The following is a 15342-nucleotide window of genomic DNA, read 5'->3' as shown; positions in this document are numbered from 1 at the left end:
CAGTCGCATTACTCGCTGCGGACATACTGATAAATCTCGTTTACTCATGAAGACGCAAAGCACGCCAGCGCCCCTGGCCCCTGGTAAAGGACTGACCATCAGGCACTCTGGTGCCATCAAACCTGAGGGTAGCGTTTAAACAGCTCGGTGGCTTCCCAGCGTGCCGCATGTGCCTGCAAGGCTGGGAAAGCAGCCGCCCTGACCACATCAGCGACCATCAACTGTATGAACGACCAGGCGACGGCGCTGGTGATGTCAACCTGATCCGGCCGATCTGACACAACCGATTGCCGTCCCGACAATTGCGTATCCCATGCGCGACAAGCCGCCAACAACTGCGCGGTTACCCGCTCCAGCCAGGGCTGGTGGCGTTTTTCCTCTGGTCGCAGCCGGTATTCATAGACTATCTGCACTGCCTTTTCGCAGGCAGCCAATGCCAGCCCCAAGGTCCGCAGCGAATCCGCCAGAGGCACGGCCTGGTGTGGCATCAATTTTCGCTCAGCCGGGCTCAGCGCCTCGAAGTAGTCGATGATCAGCGTCGAATCCATCAACACGCTGCCGTTATCCAGCACCAAACTAGGTGCCTTCACCACTGGGTTGATCGCAGCGAATGCTTCGAAGTCGCTGAATACCGAAAGTGCGGCGTGCTCGAACGAGACCCCCATCGCCTCCAGCGAAATAGCCACCCGTCGAACATAGGGGGAATCCAGCATGCCTATCAATTTCATCAGGTGATCTCCCTTTGTAATGGGGTCAATACTATTACCGTGCTCGCCCCTTGCACAGACTCACATCGCCCGTCACTCGAACTGCTGACGATTCTCCGGAGTAATCAACTGGAACGGCACCCAGATGATCGGTGTATCCAGCTTTTCGCCACGCGCCAGGCGGACAGCCGCGTCAACGGCTCCACTCGCCTGCCCCACGGCATCCTGGAACACACTGACAGCCATCTTTCCATCCGCCATGAGCTTGAGCCCATCCGACGTACCGTCGATGCCGCCTACCCAGTAATCCTTGGCCTGCTTGCCGGCCTTCTCCAGGCCCATGATCGCGCCGATCGCCATTTCGTCGTTATTGGCGGCGACAATCGAAAAATCGACGCCCTGCTTCACCCAGTCCATGACCACCGTGGCGGCCTGGCTACGCTCCCAGTTGGCGACTTTTTTCTGCACGACTTTCATGTCCGGGTACTTGGCGACGACTTTTTCGACGTCCTCGGTACGCATCGATGAGGACGCATTGGCGGGGTCGCCGACCAGAATCACCACGTTGCCCTTGTAGCCAGCCCGGCGTGCCAACTCTTCCATCTGCAACGTGCCTGACTCCAGTTCATTGGAGCCGACAAACGCAGCGCGCGCGGTGAGCTTTTCGGGCGAGGGATTGCGGTTGACGAAGACCAGGGGAATATTCGCTTCGCTGGCCAACTGCATCATCTGCGGCGTGCTTGTGCCGTCGACCACGGCCACGATGATCGCGTCGACTTTGGAATGGATCAGGTTGCGAAACTGCCGCAGCTGCAATTCGGAATTGTCCTGCCCATTCTCCATGAAAATATCGATATCCATCGCCGCCGCCTTTTGCTGAACGCCATTGCGCAGCAACGCCTGGAAATTATCGTCGTATTTGGCCATGGCCACGCCCACCAGCGGCGTAGCGGCCTGGGCCAGGCCTGTGGTTAACAGCGCCGACCCCAGGAAACATCTGAACCATGCTTTCATTTTCTAGCTCCCGAGGATCAAACGCTGAATTGATGAAGCAGTTCACGCTGCACTTTGGCCATGGCCGACAAACGTTGACTGCTGCTGGCCGATTGCTCGGCACCTTCGGCCGTCTGCTGCGCCGAATCATTGATCTGGATGACCATCCGGCTGGTTTCCGCCACGGTGGCGCTCTGCTGCTCGGTGGCCGCAGCAATCTGGATGTTCATGTCGCGAATCGTGCCGACCGCCTCGCTCATCGAGTGCAGCAATTCACCGGCTCCCGAGGCCAGCGTCACGCATTGGCCCGACTGCACCTGGCTCTCGTTCATCACCTGGACCACGGAATGAATTTTTTCCTGCATCCGTCCGATCATTTCCTGGATTTCGCTGGTAGAGGTCTGGGTACGACTTGCCAGGGAGCGCACTTCATCAGCGACGACGGCAAAACCTCGACCTTGTTCGCCCGCACGCGCGGCTTCGATAGCCGCGTTGAGTGCGAGCAGGTTGGTCTGTTCGGCGATGGTACGAATGGCAACCACAATGCCTTCGATATTGTGGCCGTACTTCTGCAGTTCGTCGGTAACCTCGGTGGCTTTGTTTACCTGCTCGGCCTGAAGGCGAATGTTGACGATGGTCTCGGCCACACGCTCCTGCACTTGATCGGTGAGGTCACTGGTGTCGTCCACCGCCTTGCGGGTGTCTTGCGCGCGCCGTGCGACTTCTTCCACGGTACTTTCCATCTCAGTCATGGCCGAGGCCGCCGACTGCAACCTGTCTTTTTGCTCATCCACTACGCGAGTGGTCTGCTCGCTGCTCAAGGCATTGTTGTCCGCCGTGGTCGCCAGGGCATCGGCGGAGCTGATCAGCTCACGAAAGGTTTTGCGCAGGGCGATGGTCAGTTCATTCAGGTAACCGCCCAGCTCCCCGAACTCGTCCTTGCGCGAGACATCGAAACTGACGCGCATATCGCCGGCCGTCAGTTGCTTGAGCACCTCGCGAAACGCCGCCAGGGGACGACGCAGGCTGAAGGCGACCCAAATGCCGATCAGCACGGCGGCCAGCACCGCCAGTACACAGGCGATCAACACCAGGCTGCGGCTGGTGCCGATGGTGGCGTTGGCATCGTCCCGGGCGTGATTGGCGACCTCAAGGGCCTGGCTGCCAAATTCGCCAATCTTGCCCAGGGTGGATTGCAGGGCAACTTCTACCGCCGTGCGTTGCTGCACAACCTGCGCGCTCAATTTTGCCTCGGTGAGGTAGGCATGGAACACGCCGTCGGCGCCGGTCAGATCGGTGAGTAGACGATTGACCATCACGGCGGCAATCCGCCCGCCTCTGGGGTCAACGGCCAACAGCGCCTGAAGGCGCGTGCTGATGACCTCGTCCTGCAGGTTCAGCACGCGTTGCAAGGTGTCGATGGCTGGCGTCGCCGCATGCGCGGCCAGCCCGTCATAAGATTTATTGACTTCCAACAGCAGTTTTTCAGCCGCCGCCACCTGTTGTGCGTCGCCGGCACTGCGGGCCCGAGCAATGTAATCGCGCAGGTAACCCGCCAACTGCGAACCCTGGGCGCTGCTGTAACCTTGCAGCACTCGCGTCAACGCGAGTTGCTGCACATGCTCACGGTGCGAGGCCATCAGGGTTTGCGCCTGGTCGGCGTAGGCCGTCACTAACTGGCGCTGCTGGGCGAGGCCAGCCTTCAGCTCGTCGCGGTCGACCACATAGACCGCCGTGCTGTCGAGCAAGCGATTGAACTGGGTAATGCTGTCGGTGAACGCTTGCTTGCCGGCGTCGATCTGTTTGACATCGGTGCTGATCAACATGGCCAGCAACGCCTGGTTGGCGCGCAGGATATGCACGTACAACTCACTGGCCGCACGACTCAACGGTGCCGATTGGCTCGTGATGATGCCCAGACGCTCGCTTATAGAATGCGTGCTTTGATAGCTGACCCCTGCCATGGTCAGCAGCAACAGCACAAGCACCGCAAAGCCCCCGATAACCCGCTGTAAAATGGTCATGGTTAACCCCGTTAGGTTTTTATTGTTGTGGAGCTGGTGTGAAGCGTCGGCGTACTTCGAGGGAGACTGCTCGGAGCGCTAAGGTCTGCATCGGCCGCGCAGCCGGGAACTTGAAAGGAGAAAGCGACTGAGCGGCGTTTTCAAGATCGACCTTTGCGGGCTGGGCGTGGCCGCCCTACCCGACTTCATTCAACACTCCTTGATCCGGTTCCAAAGTTGAGCAACCTGCTCGGCACTGTCGGCTTTGACTCGGGCCAAATCGACGGGATAGTCGACACCCGGGTTTTCGACAAACCGCGTCGCCGTAAATTGTCCGTTGCTGGCGCGCAGGACATAGCCGGAATCCTCGCATTGCTGGGAGGCCAGAAATACCACCCCAGGCGCAACCCATTCGGGCTTGAGGTTTTCCGGTTCGCCGACAACACCCCACATACGCGTCTTGGCCACGGGCGATACCGCATTAACCAGGATGCCCACCTGCGCGCCTTCCATGCTCAACGCATTCATGACGCCCAATTGCGCCATCTTGCCGGCGGCATATGCCACCAGGCCCGTTTGTGCATACTGCTGGTACATCGCACGGTCGGATGACGTCAGTACCACTCGTGCGGCAGAGGACTGCTTGAGATGTTTCCAGGCATGTTTGCATAACCACACAGGTGTATAGATATTGATATCCAACGCCCGGCCGATGAACGTCGCGTCGGCTTCTTCGATGGGTTGATAACCGACCCAACCGGCGTTGTGAATCAAGATATCAAGTTGGCCAAACGCCTCGATGGCCGCTGCCACCAATTGCTCGCAACCCTGTTCGCTGGACAGGTCGCCATGATGCCCTACCACGTTGAAGCCCTTGTCCCTGAGGGTCTTGGCAGCCTCCATGGCAATCGAACCATCGCCTCCCGCGCCCAGCTTATCTGCGCCGACATCACTGATCACCACATTGGCGCCCAGCGTGGCCAACGCCTGTGCGTAACTAAAACCCAGCCCTCGGCCAGCGCCCGTTATAACCGCAGTCTTTCCTGTAAAGTTCATTGGCTATTTCCCCTTGAGTTGCCACCTCACCTTAACAAGGTGTGTCCGCGCTGTTTAATACTAACGGCGGCGCAAGTTGATACTTGGCGCCTATCAATCAGTTCAAATGAAGGAACAGACGAAATGATCGAAACCCGCCTGCTACGCCAATTCATCGCCGTGGCTGAAGAACTGCATTTCCACAAGGCTGCTATTCGCCTGCACATGGCCCAGCCCCCGTTGAGCCAAGCCATCAATCGCCTCGAAGACAAACTGGGGTTCAGTCTCTTCACCCGCAATAAACGCGGGGTCAAACTGACCCCGGCCGGCGGTGCGTTCCTGAACACGGCCTATAGCACCCTCAAAGAGCTGGAGTTGGGCACCGAACACGCACGCCAGGTGTCCGAGGGCATTGCTGGCAAACTCACGGTGACGGCGGTGTCCATCGCCTACTACGAGTCACTGCTCAGTACCCTGCGCCAGTTCCGCGAGACCTACCCCAAAGTCCAGTTGATCATCAAGGAGATGCCCTCTTCCAGCCAGGCCAAGGCCATTCTGTCGGGAGAAGCGGATATTGCCTTCATGCGCAAGTTGCCGATCTCGGCGGAAAACGTCGAGTCACGCCTGTTGCTGGACGAAGAGATCGTGATGGCGCTGCCCGCCCATCACCCGAAGGCAAAGGAAGGTCAGATCGACTTGAGGGATTTCGCCGGGGAAGACTTCGTATTCACGCCCGAAGCCCTGGGCACCGGCTATCACGGTCAGCTGATCGCGTTGTGTGAAGCCGCCGGTTTTTATCCCAAGGTGGTGCAGGAGGCCGCGCAGATCCATACCTTGATCGGCTTGGTGGCCTGCGGTTTCGGCGTTGCCCTGGTGCCTGAGTCGATTGCCAACTCAATCATGCGCGACAAGGTCCTGTTCCGCCGGATCTACCCCGTGACCGCTTCCCCCAACCCGGCCATCGGCCTGTACATGAGCTGGAACACCCACAACGAATCACCGTTGATGGACAGCTTCATTTCCATGCTCGACTTCAACGCAGCCCCCCAGGTCGTCTCGCCGATTGCCTGAATAGGGATGGGCAGCGTTCCTACCTGGCCCCACTCGCTATCCGCTAAAAGCTTGACACGAACTGTAGTGATCACTATAGAATGCGCGAGATATGTATCGATCGATACATAAATGACCCGTCTAGCCAATGGGCATGCCGTGGGCGGGATTTGCGCGGGCATTACTCGCCCGGCTGGCCATCTCACGCCTTGCGCGCAACGCGATCATTCAAACAGGAGTCACGCCGTGAGCAACCCAACCTACGTCCAGGAATACAACGCCATTGTCGCCGTACTGAACCAGTACAACGAAGGTGGCAAACAGGCGAAAAGCAGCATCATGAAACCAGCCTTCAGCGAGCAGGCGACGATCTTTGGCGTAGACGCCGAGAACAAACTGACCGGCGGCCCGATTCAGGGTCTGTTCGACATCATCTACAGCGCGTTTCGCCCCTCCCCCGAGGCTCAGGGCGCCATCGTCAACGTCGATATCGTTGGGACGGCTGCCAGTGCGCGCGTCGATACCAATGACATCTCCGGTTTCTGCTTTACCGACTTTTTCAACCTGCTGAAGGTGGAAGGCCAATGGACGGTCGTCAGCAAGATCTATCACACCCACGTAGCGCCTTAAGCCACACGCCTCCTTCACCACGGCGCGTTGGCGCCATAAACGTTTACAGGATTTGGATCATGAGCAAGAACATCAAAGCGGTACCCACTGCTGAATACAACGCCGTTATCGCCGTCGCCCAGCACTACGTGGACAGCCTGCGTATCGGCAGTGCCGAGGGCCTGGAGCAGGCATTCCACAAAGACGCGGTGATGTACGGTTTCACCAATGGCCAACTGCTGGGCGGCCCGATCAACAACCTGTTCGACTTTGTCCGCACCCACGGCACGGCGCCGGATATCACTACCCGTCTGGACGTGCTGGCGATAACGCCGACCACCGCCGTGGTTCGTGTCGACATGGAAAACGACGCGATTGGCGCCGATTACAACGACTACCTGACGCTGATCAAAATCGACGGCACCTGGAAGGTGATCGCCAAGGTCTATCACCAATTCGAAGGCTGATCAGGGCGGCCATCAGTGCGAGCCCCAGCGCCGTGGCATGGCCGTCGATGTACACATTACGATGTATTAAAGGTATCAAATCATGGCAACAGTTGAATATCGCGCCCTCATTGACGGCGGCGCCGACCGCGTATGGGATGTGCTCAAGCATTTCGGACAGATCAGCCAATGGCACCCGGCAATTGCCGAAAGCATTATCGAAAACGGCCAGCCTGACGGCCTGGTGGGCTGCATCCGCCGGCTGACCTTACAAGACGGCGCAGTCTTGCGTGAAAAACTGTTGTCGGTGGACGAGCCTGACCTGCAGTTCTCGTACCGTTTTGTAGAGTCGCCATTGCCCGTCGACAATTACGTGGCTACCGTACGGTTGATCCCCCTGACGGGTGAAGACATTACAGTGGTCCTGTGGAGCGCAACCTTCGACACGCGTGAGCCAGATCCCCAGGGCGAGTTGACCGCGGCGATCGAATCACTGATTGTCGGCGGCCATCAAAGCCTTCAGGTCTACCTGAACAAAACGGCCAGCGGGTAAATGAGCACAGCCTCGGTCCAGTGATGGATGCGGGGCCTATTATTGGAGTTGCGATGGACGAGCATATTGCCGCCGTGCCACTTGAAAAAGCCTACAGGCTGATCAATCACGGCCCGACCACCCTGGTATCCGCTCAACATGCGGGGGTGACGAATGTGATGGCCGCCGCATGGGCCTGCGCGCTGGATTTTTCGCCGCCAAAAGTGACAGTGGTGTTGGACAAGATCACCAAGACACGCGAGTTGGTCGAGCGCAGTGGCGTTTTCGTGATTCAGGTGCCCACCGTGGCACAACTCAAACTGACAAAAAACGTCGGCAGTGCGAGCCTTTTCGATACGCACGACAAACTGGCACAAAGTGATGTGGAGTTGTTCGACATCCCCGGCCAAGACCTGCCGTTCGTTTCAGGCTGCTCGGCCTGGCTGGCCTGCAAACTGCTGCCCGAGCCCCACAACCAGACGACCTATGATTTGTTCATCGGCGAGGTGGTTGGCGCATGGGCAGACACTCGCGTCTTCAAGGATGGGCACTGGCATTTTGAGACCGCCCCAGCGGACTTTCGTAGCCTGCACTACATCGCTGGCGGGCAGTTTTATGCGATCGGCGAGGCGCTGAACGTCGATGCAGAACAAGACACATGATGCCCACTTGGCCAGCCTCGCATTGAAATCAGCGCAATCGGCCTGGGCACCGCAGCACCCAGGCACGCCGCATCCTGTGCGTGCCTGGGCGTGGTCATGCGGTCAGGTCATGCTTACCAATCCTGACGGGTTGGCGAGATGATCAGGTCGTTGACGGTGACGTTTTCAGGCTGGTTCAAGGCGTAGAGCACGGCTCGGCCTATGTCGTCAGGCGAGATCGCGATCTTGTTCAGTTCCTGGGCGGCCTTGCGCCCCGCTGGATCGGTCACTTTGTCTGCCCAACCCGTGTTGATCACACCGGGGCTGATGGTGTTGACACGAATGCCATGATGCACGCCCAGTTCCTTGCGCATCGACTCAGTCATGGCCTGCACGAAAAATTTAGTGGCACTGTAAATGCCGGCAGCCGGCCCGACCTGGTGACCGGCCACCGAATCCATGTTGAGGATCTGGCCCGACTTCTGTTTCAACATGAACGGCAGCACAGCGGCGATTCCGTGCAAGTAGCCTTTGATGTTCACGTTGATCATCTTTTCCCAGTCATCAACGGCCAGGTCTACCCAGTTGGAAAACAACATCAGGCCGGCGTTGTTGATCAGGATATCGACTGAACCGAAAGCGTCCTGGGCGAACTGGGCCAGCGCCTTCATATCCTCCGGGTTGGTGACGTCGCTGACGCGCCCTACCGCTTCACCACCGTTGGCTTTCAACTCGCTGACGATCGCGTCCAGACCTTGCTGGTCCAGCGCGGCGGCAACAATGCGGGCGCCTTGGGCAGACAGCGCTCGAGCCGATGCGGCACCCAGGCCAGACGATGCGCCGGTGATGATCGCAGTCTTGTTTTGCACGTAGTTCATGGAGTTCCTCTTGGACAATGACTGCCCGCACGTGTCGGGCAGTGTTTGGGTTATCGCAGGTGTTCAGGCGCGATCAGTAGTTGCCGACAGGCCAGTCGGTGTAGCCCTTGGCGCCGCCGCCGTAGTAGGACTCGCGCGGTGCAATGGTGAGTTCAGCGCCACGGCGCAGGCGCTCGACCAGGTCGGGGTTGGAAATGAACAAGCGACCAAACGCGACTGCGTCGATCCTGCCTTCGGCACGGCGCTCGATTGCCATTTCCAGGTCGTAGTTGTTGTTGCCGATAAAGGCGCCTTTGAACTGCGCGCTCAGGGCGTCCATGTCCACGCCCGCAGGCACTTCACGCGAGGTGGCGGTAGCGCCTTCGACGAAGTGCAAGTACGCGAGATCGAATGCGTTGAGTTGCTGGATCAGATAGCCGTACATCGCCATCACGTTGCTGTCGGGCGGCGTGTTGCCGGCGTCGGGGGTGACAGGCGACAAGCGGATGCCGACACGCTCATTGCCCCAGATATTGATGATCGCTTCGGTCACTTCCAGCGTCAGCCGAGCGCGGTTTTCGATCGAACCGCCGTATTGGTCGGTGCGGTGGTTAGTTGAATCGCGCAGGAATTGGTCCAGCAGGTAGCTGTTGGCGGAGTGCACTTCCACACCGTCAAAACCGGCACGCTTGGCGTTCTCGGCCGCACGTTTGTACTGCTCGATGATCCCGGGGATTTCATCGGTTTCAAGTGCGCGCGGCATCGAAACCGGGACAAAACCGTTGACGGTGTAGGTATCGCCTTGAGCCTTGATCGCGGAAGGCGCCACCGGTGCAGCACCGTCCGGCTGCAACTCGACGCTGGAAAAACGCCCCACGTGCCAGAGTTGGCTGACGATCTTGCCGCCAGCGGCATGCACGGCATCAGTGACTTTCTTCCAGCCGGCAACCTGCTCGTCGCTCCAGATACCCGGTGTTGCCGCATAACCACGGCCTTGAGCGGAGATATTGGTGGCTTCGGCAACGATCAAGCCTGCCGTGGCGCGCTGGGCGTAATACTCGGCGTGCAACTCGTTGGGAATACCGTCTTCGGCGTAGCGGCTGCGCGTAACCGGCGCCATTACGATGCGATTGGCGAGTTCAATTGCGCCAAAGCGGGTGGGTGTGAACAAGTCAGTGCGGTGACTGTTATCTGTCATGGTAAACCTCAATTAAATAGACCGGTCGTCTAGTAAGTTGCTAAAAAATGGCTACGACAGGAGTCGCTTCGCCATGGTCAGGGATTCTTCAAAAGCGTCAGGGCGCTTGTTGATCTTCATCATTAACGAGGCACCGAGCCAAATTTGATAAAGCGCTTGCGCGAGCGTCGCGTTGGAGAGGGTGGAGCTGATCGAGCCATCGACATGGCCTTGCTCGATGCAGCGCTCAAGCCGAGCGTTGATTGCTTGAGTACCTTTATCGAGCACCAGGCGCATGCCTTCGGAAAGGTCACAGACCTCGGCGCCCAGTTTCACGACGAGGCATTTGTCCGTCGGTGAATCGGAGCATTGGGTGTGCGCCCAATAGTGGAAATACTCGAGCAATCGTTCAGCCGCCGGCCGGGTACCTCCCAGGAGGGTGTCGACCGCAGCCAAGTAGTCGCAAAAGTACTGTTCCAGCAGCGCTTGGCCAAATTCATCCTTGGATTTGAAATAGTGGTAGAACGAGCCTTTCGGCACCTCGGCGGCGGCCACCACTTCAGCCAGTCCCACGCTGGTATAGCCTTTATGGGTCATTAACACCCTGGCGACATCCAGAATGTGTTGGCGGGTTGTGGCGTGTTGTTTTTTCATAATGACGCCACTCTAGTAAAAAATAGACCGGTCGTCTAGTAACTCCTGGAATGAATTGCCCCTTACGTGACCAACGGTCTCATGCAGCGCTGGCTCTTAAATGGCCGGACGGTGACCGTCGAAAACTGAGGCTGACCGTTCAAGACCCGTTGTTGCAGGCACGCTGCTGCACTCGCGCGGAGCCACGAAGCCAGGCCATTTTGTGTATCATCCACGTTGAAAACAGCTTTCCCGACGCCAGCGTCTGGCGTTACGCCTTAAGGTAGCCAGCCCCATGTCCGATTCCATTTCACCCTCTGTTCCTCGCAGCAAGGGACGCCCGCGCGCATTCGACCGCGATCAGGCGCTGCTTCGCGCGTTGGCGGTGTTCTGGAAGCGCGGGTATGAGCCCGCGTCGGTGACCGAGTTGTGCTCAGCGATGGGCATCAATCCACCCAGCCTGTATGCGGCGTTTGGCAACAAGGCCAAGTTGTTTCTGGAAGCCGTTGCCCACTATGAAACGACCTTCTGGGACGCGACGTGGGAGCGGATGGGCAGTGAGCCGGACATCGTGTGCGCCATCCGCGAATTCTTTCATACCTCTGCGTCCATTTTGACCGAGCCTCTAGCGCCCTGCGGCTGCATGGTGGTACTGGCGGCCGTGAACGTGTCGGAAGATGCTGGCGAGGTCACCGCCGCCCTCAAAGCGTTGCGCCAGGAAGGCCGCGACTACCTGCAACAGCGCCTGGATTGCGCGGTTGAGGCTGGGCAGCTCAAACCGCAGACCAACACCCGCATACTCGCTGCCGCATTGAATACCCTCCTTGAAGGCATGTCGTTGCAGGCTCATGATGCGGCCAGCCGCGAAGACCTGCAGGGCATCGCCGCGACCGCGGTGGCCATGCTCGCCCCTTCCCTCGCCGAATCGCGATAACGCCAACTGACCATGGGGCGCCATCAGAGCGCCTTGTATCGTTCAACCGGTAGAGGTCACGACACCAAGCGCCGACTCATTTCAAGCGCCGCATCGAACGGTGCGTGCGTTCGATTGACCTTGACCAACAAAGAGGCGCCCAACCACATCTGATAAAGCGCCTCTGCCAATACAGGCGCCTCAGTCAGAGCGGTGATAGACCCATCGGCCTTGCCTTGCTCAACGCAGCGGGTGATCCGCTCAACGATCAGCGCCGTGCCCTTTTCGAGAACCGCGCGCATATTTTCGGAGAGGTCACACACTTCTGCACCTAATTTGACCACCAGGCATTTCTGGTCAGTGTGATCAAAGGCCTGTGTCTCGGCCCAATACCGTAGGTAACCCAGCAAGCGCTCTGCCCCGTTGCCATCCCTGGCCATCTCCACATCGACCCGCGAGAGGTACTCCTGGAAGTACTCTTCCAGCAATGCCTGGCCAAACTCGTCCTTGGAGCGGAAATAGTGATAGAAGGAGCCTTTGGGCACACCGGCGGCGGCAAGCAATTCGGTCAAGCCGACGGCCGTATAACCCTTTTGGGTCATGAGCGATCTGGCAACATCGATGATGTGCTGACGCATGTCTTGGAGAGGTTTCTTCATGCGGCGCATGCTATCAAAAAACGCTCGGCGATCACATGAGCAGGCGTGGGTTGCACAGCGCTTACCCCCATCGGCATAACGGCCCGCAGAATACAAAATAAATAGATGTATTGTCCGTAAAAACACAATTATTATTTGCCCATGATTAAAGAACTGAAAACATTTATCGCCGTGGCGAGAGAAGGCACCTTTGCGGCTGCTGGCAGCAAGATAGGGCTCACCCAAGCCGCCGTCAGCGCGCAAATGCAACGCCTGGAGGCGGAGCTCGGCGTTGAGCTGTTTGACCGCAAAGGACGCTCAGCCCACCTCAACCGAGTGGGCCAACAGGTGTTGTTGCAGGGCCAGGACCTGGTTCGCCAGTTCAAGAACCTGGGCACCGCCACCGTGGGGCTGCCCGCCAGCGTCCTGGTGACGATTGGCGCGATTGCCTCCGTGCAGCGCTCATTCCTGCCGGAAGCACTTGCGCCGTTTCATCAACAATTTTCGGAGTGCAGGACGCGAGTCATTCCGGGCCTCTCCATGGAACTGGTCAACCAGGTGGATGCCGGCGAGATCGACATGGCCGCGATCATCCGCCCGCCCTTCTCACTGCAAAGTGACTTGCGCTGGACAACCCTGGCGCGTGAACCGTATCGCCTCATTGTCCCGGCCGATATGCCCGGTGACGACTGGTCGGAGCTGGTCTCGACCCAGCCATTCATCCGTTATGACCGGTCGTCCTTCGGCGGCCGACAGGTTGACCGATTCTTGCGACAAACCCATGTCGCTTTGCGTGAAGTGTGCGAGCTCGATGAGCTGGATGCGATCATCAAGCTGGTAGCAAACGGCGTCGGCGTGGCGTTGGTGCCAGAGACGGCCACCCAGCAAGGCTGGCCGGCAGGGGTACGCGCCATAGACCTGAAACAACGCACTTTCCATCGCGATATCGGCCTTGTACATCGTGCCCGCCGCGGGCTCACCGAACCGGTGAAAGTATTGGTCCAACTGATTACCGAGCAGGTTCTGAAAAAGCCCTGACGCATGAAAGAATCAATACTTCTTATCGGTTTATCAGCCAAAAAAAGAGCCCTCGACGCGTTTAACGTGGAAGGCTCTTGTGTGTCACTGATTAAGCGTTCTGCTCGCCCCCTACCGCGCTTTTTCGCTCCAGCGGCGCTTTCTCCCACTTGGCGATGACCAGGGGCGCAATTGCGTTACACAGCACGTTCAAGGTGGTGGTGCCGCTGTCGATGATCCGGAAGATCCCGGCAATCAATGCGACCCCTTCCAGAGGCAGCCCGGCAGACGCCAAGGTGGCCGACAGAATGATGATGGCAAACCCAGGCACACCCGCTGCGCCCTTCGACGTCAACACCATCGTCACCACCAGCAGAATCTGCTGAGTCAACGACAGGTCGATGCCATAGAGTTGGGCAATGAAGATCGTCGCCACCCCGAGGAAGATCGAAGCACCGTCCAGGTTAAACGCATAGCCCACCGGCACCACGAAGCTGACGATGCGCCGAGGCACACCATAGGCTTCCAGCTTGGTCATCAACTGCGGCATGACCGCCGCAGAGGCTGCACTGGAGAAGGCCAGGATCAGCTCATCGCGAAAGTACTTGATCAACTTGAAAACGTTTTCGCCGATCAGGTAGCAAACACCACCCAGCATCACCAAGGCGAAGGTAATCAGCGACAGATACACCACGCCGATCAGCTTGAGCAACGGTAGCAACGAGGCAAATCCGAAGGTCGCCACCGTGGCGCCGATCATGCCGAATACGCCAATCGGTGCGTAGGCCATGACAAACGATACGACTTTGAACATGGCGTCGGAGAAGCCCTGCATCAACGCAACAACCGGTGCGCTCTTTTCTTTAGGCAATGTATTCAACGCCATGCCCAGCAGCACGGCAAAGAACAGCACCGACAGCAACTTCGCTTCCGACATCGCGACAATCACGTTATCCGGCACGATGTTTTGCAGGATGATCAGCGCGCCTTTCGACGGCTCCATATGCACGGCTGCCGCATTGTGGGCGATACCCGCGATTTCGGTGCCTTTACCCGGCTCGAACAGGTTGGCGAAGCACAAGCCGAGCACGATGGCGAGGCTGGTGATTGCAAAGAAGTAGATCAACGACTTTGCGCCCATGCGCCCAAACGATTTGTTATCACCGCCCCCGGCAATACCGAGGATCATGCAGCAGAAAACAATCGGCACGACGACCATCTTCATCATCTTGATGAAGATATCACCGAGCGGTTTAAGGATCTCGGTACTGACCCACACTTGATTTTCCGGGTGGGTATTGAAATACCAACCCACGAGCACGCCAAGCAACAGCCCGGCAACGATTTGCCAAACTAAGGGAATACGTTTCATGTCTAGCCTTTTTGTTGGAATGAAAGGACTGCTTGAGGGCAGTAGCTAGATTCATGAGCTTCCAGCTCATTTAAGTGCCCTTGGCGCACTCCTCGAAGTGCGCCAGGTTTTCTATTATTTGGCGAAGAGCTGGCTCATATCCTTGAACGCCTTGAACTCCAGCGCGTTGCCGCACGGGTCGAACAGGAACATGGTGGCCTGCTCGCCGACCTGGCCTTTGAAGCGAATGTAGGGTTCGATCACAAACTTGGTTGCGCGCACTTTCAGGCGCTCTGCCAGGGCTTCCCATTGCGCCCACTCCAGGATGATGCCGAAGTGCGGAACCGGTACGTCGTGGCCGTCTACCGGATTGCTGTGCACGCTTTCCTGCGAAGCAGTCTTTGGGTGTTCGTGGATGACCAACTGATGGCCGTAGAAATCGAAGTCGACCCACTGGTCGCTGGAGCGACCTTCGGAAAGGCCGAACACTTCACCGTAAAAGTGACGTGTGGCGGCCAGGTCATACACAGGGATTGCGAGGTGGAAAGGAGAAAGACTCATCAGGACTCCGATAACAATTTTTATTGGTTTGTGGTGCCGGACACCGCACGCGTTGCCCAGCGGTTTTTTAAGGTGGGTTTATGCTAAAGCGCTGCCTACCTTAAAAAAATCAATATATTTTTTTCACAAACACAATTTTATTTTGTTAATCGAGTACTGCATCCGACGTCTTTCTACTG

General features: G+C 58.0%; 17 protein-coding genes and 1 pseudogene. 7 read left to right on the top strand and 11 right to left on the bottom strand.

The features are described from left to right. Positions 1-116: 116 nt before the first annotated feature. The 5 genes and pseudogenes from C4J86_RS12870 to C4J86_RS12855 all read right to left on the bottom strand — a co-directional run bounded on the left by C4J86_RS12870 (position 117) and on the right by C4J86_RS12855 (position 4759). A complete protein-coding gene (locus C4J86_RS12870; protein ID WP_124370667.1) occupies positions 117-728 on the bottom strand; it encodes a glutathione S-transferase family protein in 612 nt (203 codons plus the stop codon). Between the two features lie 72 nt (positions 729-800). Further along, positions 801-1721, bottom strand: coding sequence for a substrate-binding domain-containing protein (locus tag C4J86_RS12865; RefSeq protein ID WP_124370666.1), 921 nt, complete (start codon positions 1719-1721; stop codon positions 801-803). 17 nt (positions 1722-1738) lie between these two features. Then, positions 1739-2494 carry a methyl-accepting chemotaxis protein gene (locus C4J86_RS27375; RefSeq protein WP_372237501.1) on the bottom strand — a complete coding sequence of 252 codons (756 nt, stop codon included), beginning with the start codon at positions 2492-2494 and terminating at the stop codon, positions 1739-1741. A gap of 102 nt (positions 2495-2596) precedes the next feature. Further along, positions 2597-3016, bottom strand: a pseudogene (locus C4J86_RS27370) (HAMP domain-containing protein); the annotation flags it as partial. Positions 3017-3913: 897 nt separating this feature from the next. Beyond that, the gene (locus C4J86_RS12855) at positions 3914-4759 is read right to left on the bottom strand and encodes an SDR family NAD(P)-dependent oxidoreductase (protein WP_124370664.1); all 846 of its coding nucleotides are present in this window, start codon (positions 4757-4759) and stop codon (positions 3914-3916) included. Between the two features lie 123 nt (positions 4760-4882). Here C4J86_RS12855 and C4J86_RS12850 point away from each other — a divergent pair, with 123 nt between their 5' ends. From C4J86_RS12850 to C4J86_RS12830, 5 genes are all read left to right on the top strand, one after another. After that, complete coding sequence (locus tag C4J86_RS12850; protein WP_124370663.1) at positions 4883-5809, top strand: LysR family transcriptional regulator; 927 nt, start codon at positions 4883-4885, stop codon at positions 5807-5809. Positions 5810-6034: 225 nt separating this feature from the next. Continuing rightward, complete coding sequence (locus C4J86_RS12845; protein ID WP_124370662.1) at positions 6035-6418, top strand: nuclear transport factor 2 family protein; 384 nt, start codon at positions 6035-6037, stop codon at positions 6416-6418. 59 nt (positions 6419-6477) lie between these two features. Next, positions 6478-6864 (top strand): nuclear transport factor 2 family protein, encoded by a 387-nt coding sequence (locus C4J86_RS12840; protein ID WP_124370661.1) that lies wholly within the window; start codon positions 6478-6480, stop codon positions 6862-6864. 82 nt (positions 6865-6946) lie between these two features. Continuing rightward, positions 6947-7396, top strand: coding sequence for an SRPBCC family protein (locus C4J86_RS12835; protein ID WP_124366995.1), 450 nt, complete (start codon positions 6947-6949; stop codon positions 7394-7396). A gap of 53 nt (positions 7397-7449) precedes the next feature. Continuing rightward, the gene (locus C4J86_RS12830; RefSeq protein WP_124370660.1) at positions 7450-8037 is read left to right on the top strand and encodes a flavin reductase family protein; all 588 of its coding nucleotides are present in this window, start codon (positions 7450-7452) and stop codon (positions 8035-8037) included. A gap of 113 nt (positions 8038-8150) precedes the next feature. Here C4J86_RS12830 and C4J86_RS12825 read toward each other — a convergent pair whose 3' ends face one another. From C4J86_RS12825 to C4J86_RS12815, 3 genes are all read right to left on the bottom strand, one after another. Next, positions 8151-8894: an SDR family oxidoreductase gene (locus C4J86_RS12825; protein WP_124366993.1), complete on the bottom strand. Its 744-nt coding sequence runs from the start codon at positions 8892-8894 to the stop codon at positions 8151-8153. A gap of 73 nt (positions 8895-8967) precedes the next feature. Continuing rightward, positions 8968-10071, bottom strand: coding sequence for an alkene reductase (locus tag C4J86_RS12820; protein ID WP_124370659.1), 1104 nt, complete (start codon positions 10069-10071; stop codon positions 8968-8970). Positions 10072-10122: 51 nt separating this feature from the next. Then, positions 10123-10704 (bottom strand): TetR/AcrR family transcriptional regulator, encoded by a 582-nt coding sequence (locus C4J86_RS12815; protein WP_124370658.1) that lies wholly within the window; start codon positions 10702-10704, stop codon positions 10123-10125. Positions 10705-10978: 274 nt separating this feature from the next. Between C4J86_RS12815 and C4J86_RS12810 the strand changes: the two genes are divergently transcribed. Continuing rightward, complete coding sequence (locus C4J86_RS12810; protein ID WP_124370657.1) at positions 10979-11617, top strand: TetR/AcrR family transcriptional regulator; 639 nt, start codon at positions 10979-10981, stop codon at positions 11615-11617. Between the two features lie 56 nt (positions 11618-11673). On the opposite strand, the gene C4J86_RS12805 is transcribed toward C4J86_RS12810, so the two are convergent. Then, positions 11674-12255 (bottom strand): TetR/AcrR family transcriptional regulator, encoded by a 582-nt coding sequence (locus C4J86_RS12805; protein ID WP_164487771.1) that lies wholly within the window; start codon positions 12253-12255, stop codon positions 11674-11676. Between the two features lie 141 nt (positions 12256-12396). Here C4J86_RS12805 and C4J86_RS12800 point away from each other — a divergent pair, with 141 nt between their 5' ends. Beyond that, on the top strand, positions 12397-13272 hold the full coding sequence (locus C4J86_RS12800) for a LysR family transcriptional regulator (RefSeq protein ID WP_124370656.1): 876 nt from the start codon (positions 12397-12399) through the stop codon (positions 13270-13272). A gap of 91 nt (positions 13273-13363) precedes the next feature. On the opposite strand, the gene C4J86_RS12795 is transcribed toward C4J86_RS12800, so the two are convergent. Together C4J86_RS12795 and C4J86_RS12790 are read right to left on the bottom strand one after the other, a co-directional pair. Then, positions 13364-14623, bottom strand: coding sequence for a cation:dicarboxylate symporter family transporter (locus C4J86_RS12795; protein WP_124370655.1), 1260 nt, complete (start codon positions 14621-14623; stop codon positions 13364-13366). 114 nt (positions 14624-14737) lie between these two features. Then, on the bottom strand, positions 14738-15163 hold the full coding sequence (locus C4J86_RS12790) for a VOC family protein (RefSeq protein ID WP_124370654.1): 426 nt from the start codon (positions 15161-15163) through the stop codon (positions 14738-14740). Between the last annotated feature and the right edge of the window lie 179 nt (positions 15164-15342).

Origin of the sequence: Pseudomonas sp. R2-7-07 (assembly GCF_003852355.1) — a bacterium.
GTDB lineage: Bacteria > Pseudomonadota > Gammaproteobacteria > Pseudomonadales > Pseudomonadaceae > Aquipseudomonas.
This window is presented reverse-complemented; position numbering and strand designations above follow the sequence as displayed.

Coding starts and splice junctions, on each gene's coding strand:
- C4J86_RS12840 (WP_124370661.1), top strand. CDS start 6,478: ATGAGCAAGAACATCAAAGCGGTACCCACTGCTGAATACAACGCCGTT.
- C4J86_RS12810 (WP_124370657.1), top strand. CDS start 10,979: ATGTCCGATTCCATTTCACCCTCTGTTCCTCGCAGCAAGGGACGCCCG.
- C4J86_RS12870 (WP_124370667.1), bottom strand. CDS start 728: ATGAAATTGATAGGCATGCTGGATTCCCCCTATGTTCGACGGGTGGCT.
- C4J86_RS12830 (WP_124370660.1), top strand. CDS start 7,450: ATGGACGAGCATATTGCCGCCGTGCCACTTGAAAAAGCCTACAGGCTG.
- C4J86_RS12795 (WP_124370655.1), bottom strand. CDS start 14,623: ATGAAACGTATTCCCTTAGTTTGGCAAATCGTTGCCGGGCTGTTGCTT.
- C4J86_RS12865 (WP_124370666.1), bottom strand. CDS start 1,721: ATGAAAGCATGGTTCAGATGTTTCCTGGGGTCGGCGCTGTTAACCACA.
- C4J86_RS12800 (WP_124370656.1), top strand. CDS start 12,397: ATGATTAAAGAACTGAAAACATTTATCGCCGTGGCGAGAGAAGGCACC.
- C4J86_RS12805 (WP_164487771.1), bottom strand. CDS start 12,255: ATGAAGAAACCTCTCCAAGACATGCGTCAGCACATCATCGATGTTGCC.
- C4J86_RS12790 (WP_124370654.1), bottom strand. CDS start 15,163: ATGAGTCTTTCTCCTTTCCACCTCGCAATCCCTGTGTATGACCTGGCC.
- C4J86_RS12825 (WP_124366993.1), bottom strand. CDS start 8,894: ATGAACTACGTGCAAAACAAGACTGCGATCATCACCGGCGCATCGTCT.
- C4J86_RS12850 (WP_124370663.1), top strand. CDS start 4,883: ATGATCGAAACCCGCCTGCTACGCCAATTCATCGCCGTGGCTGAAGAA.
- C4J86_RS12855 (WP_124370664.1), bottom strand. CDS start 4,759: ATGAACTTTACAGGAAAGACTGCGGTTATAACGGGCGCTGGCCGAGGG.
- C4J86_RS12815 (WP_124370658.1), bottom strand. CDS start 10,704: ATGAAAAAACAACACGCCACAACCCGCCAACACATTCTGGATGTCGCC.
- C4J86_RS12835 (WP_124366995.1), top strand. CDS start 6,947: ATGGCAACAGTTGAATATCGCGCCCTCATTGACGGCGGCGCCGACCGC.
- C4J86_RS12820 (WP_124370659.1), bottom strand. CDS start 10,071: ATGACAGATAACAGTCACCGCACTGACTTGTTCACACCCACCCGCTTT.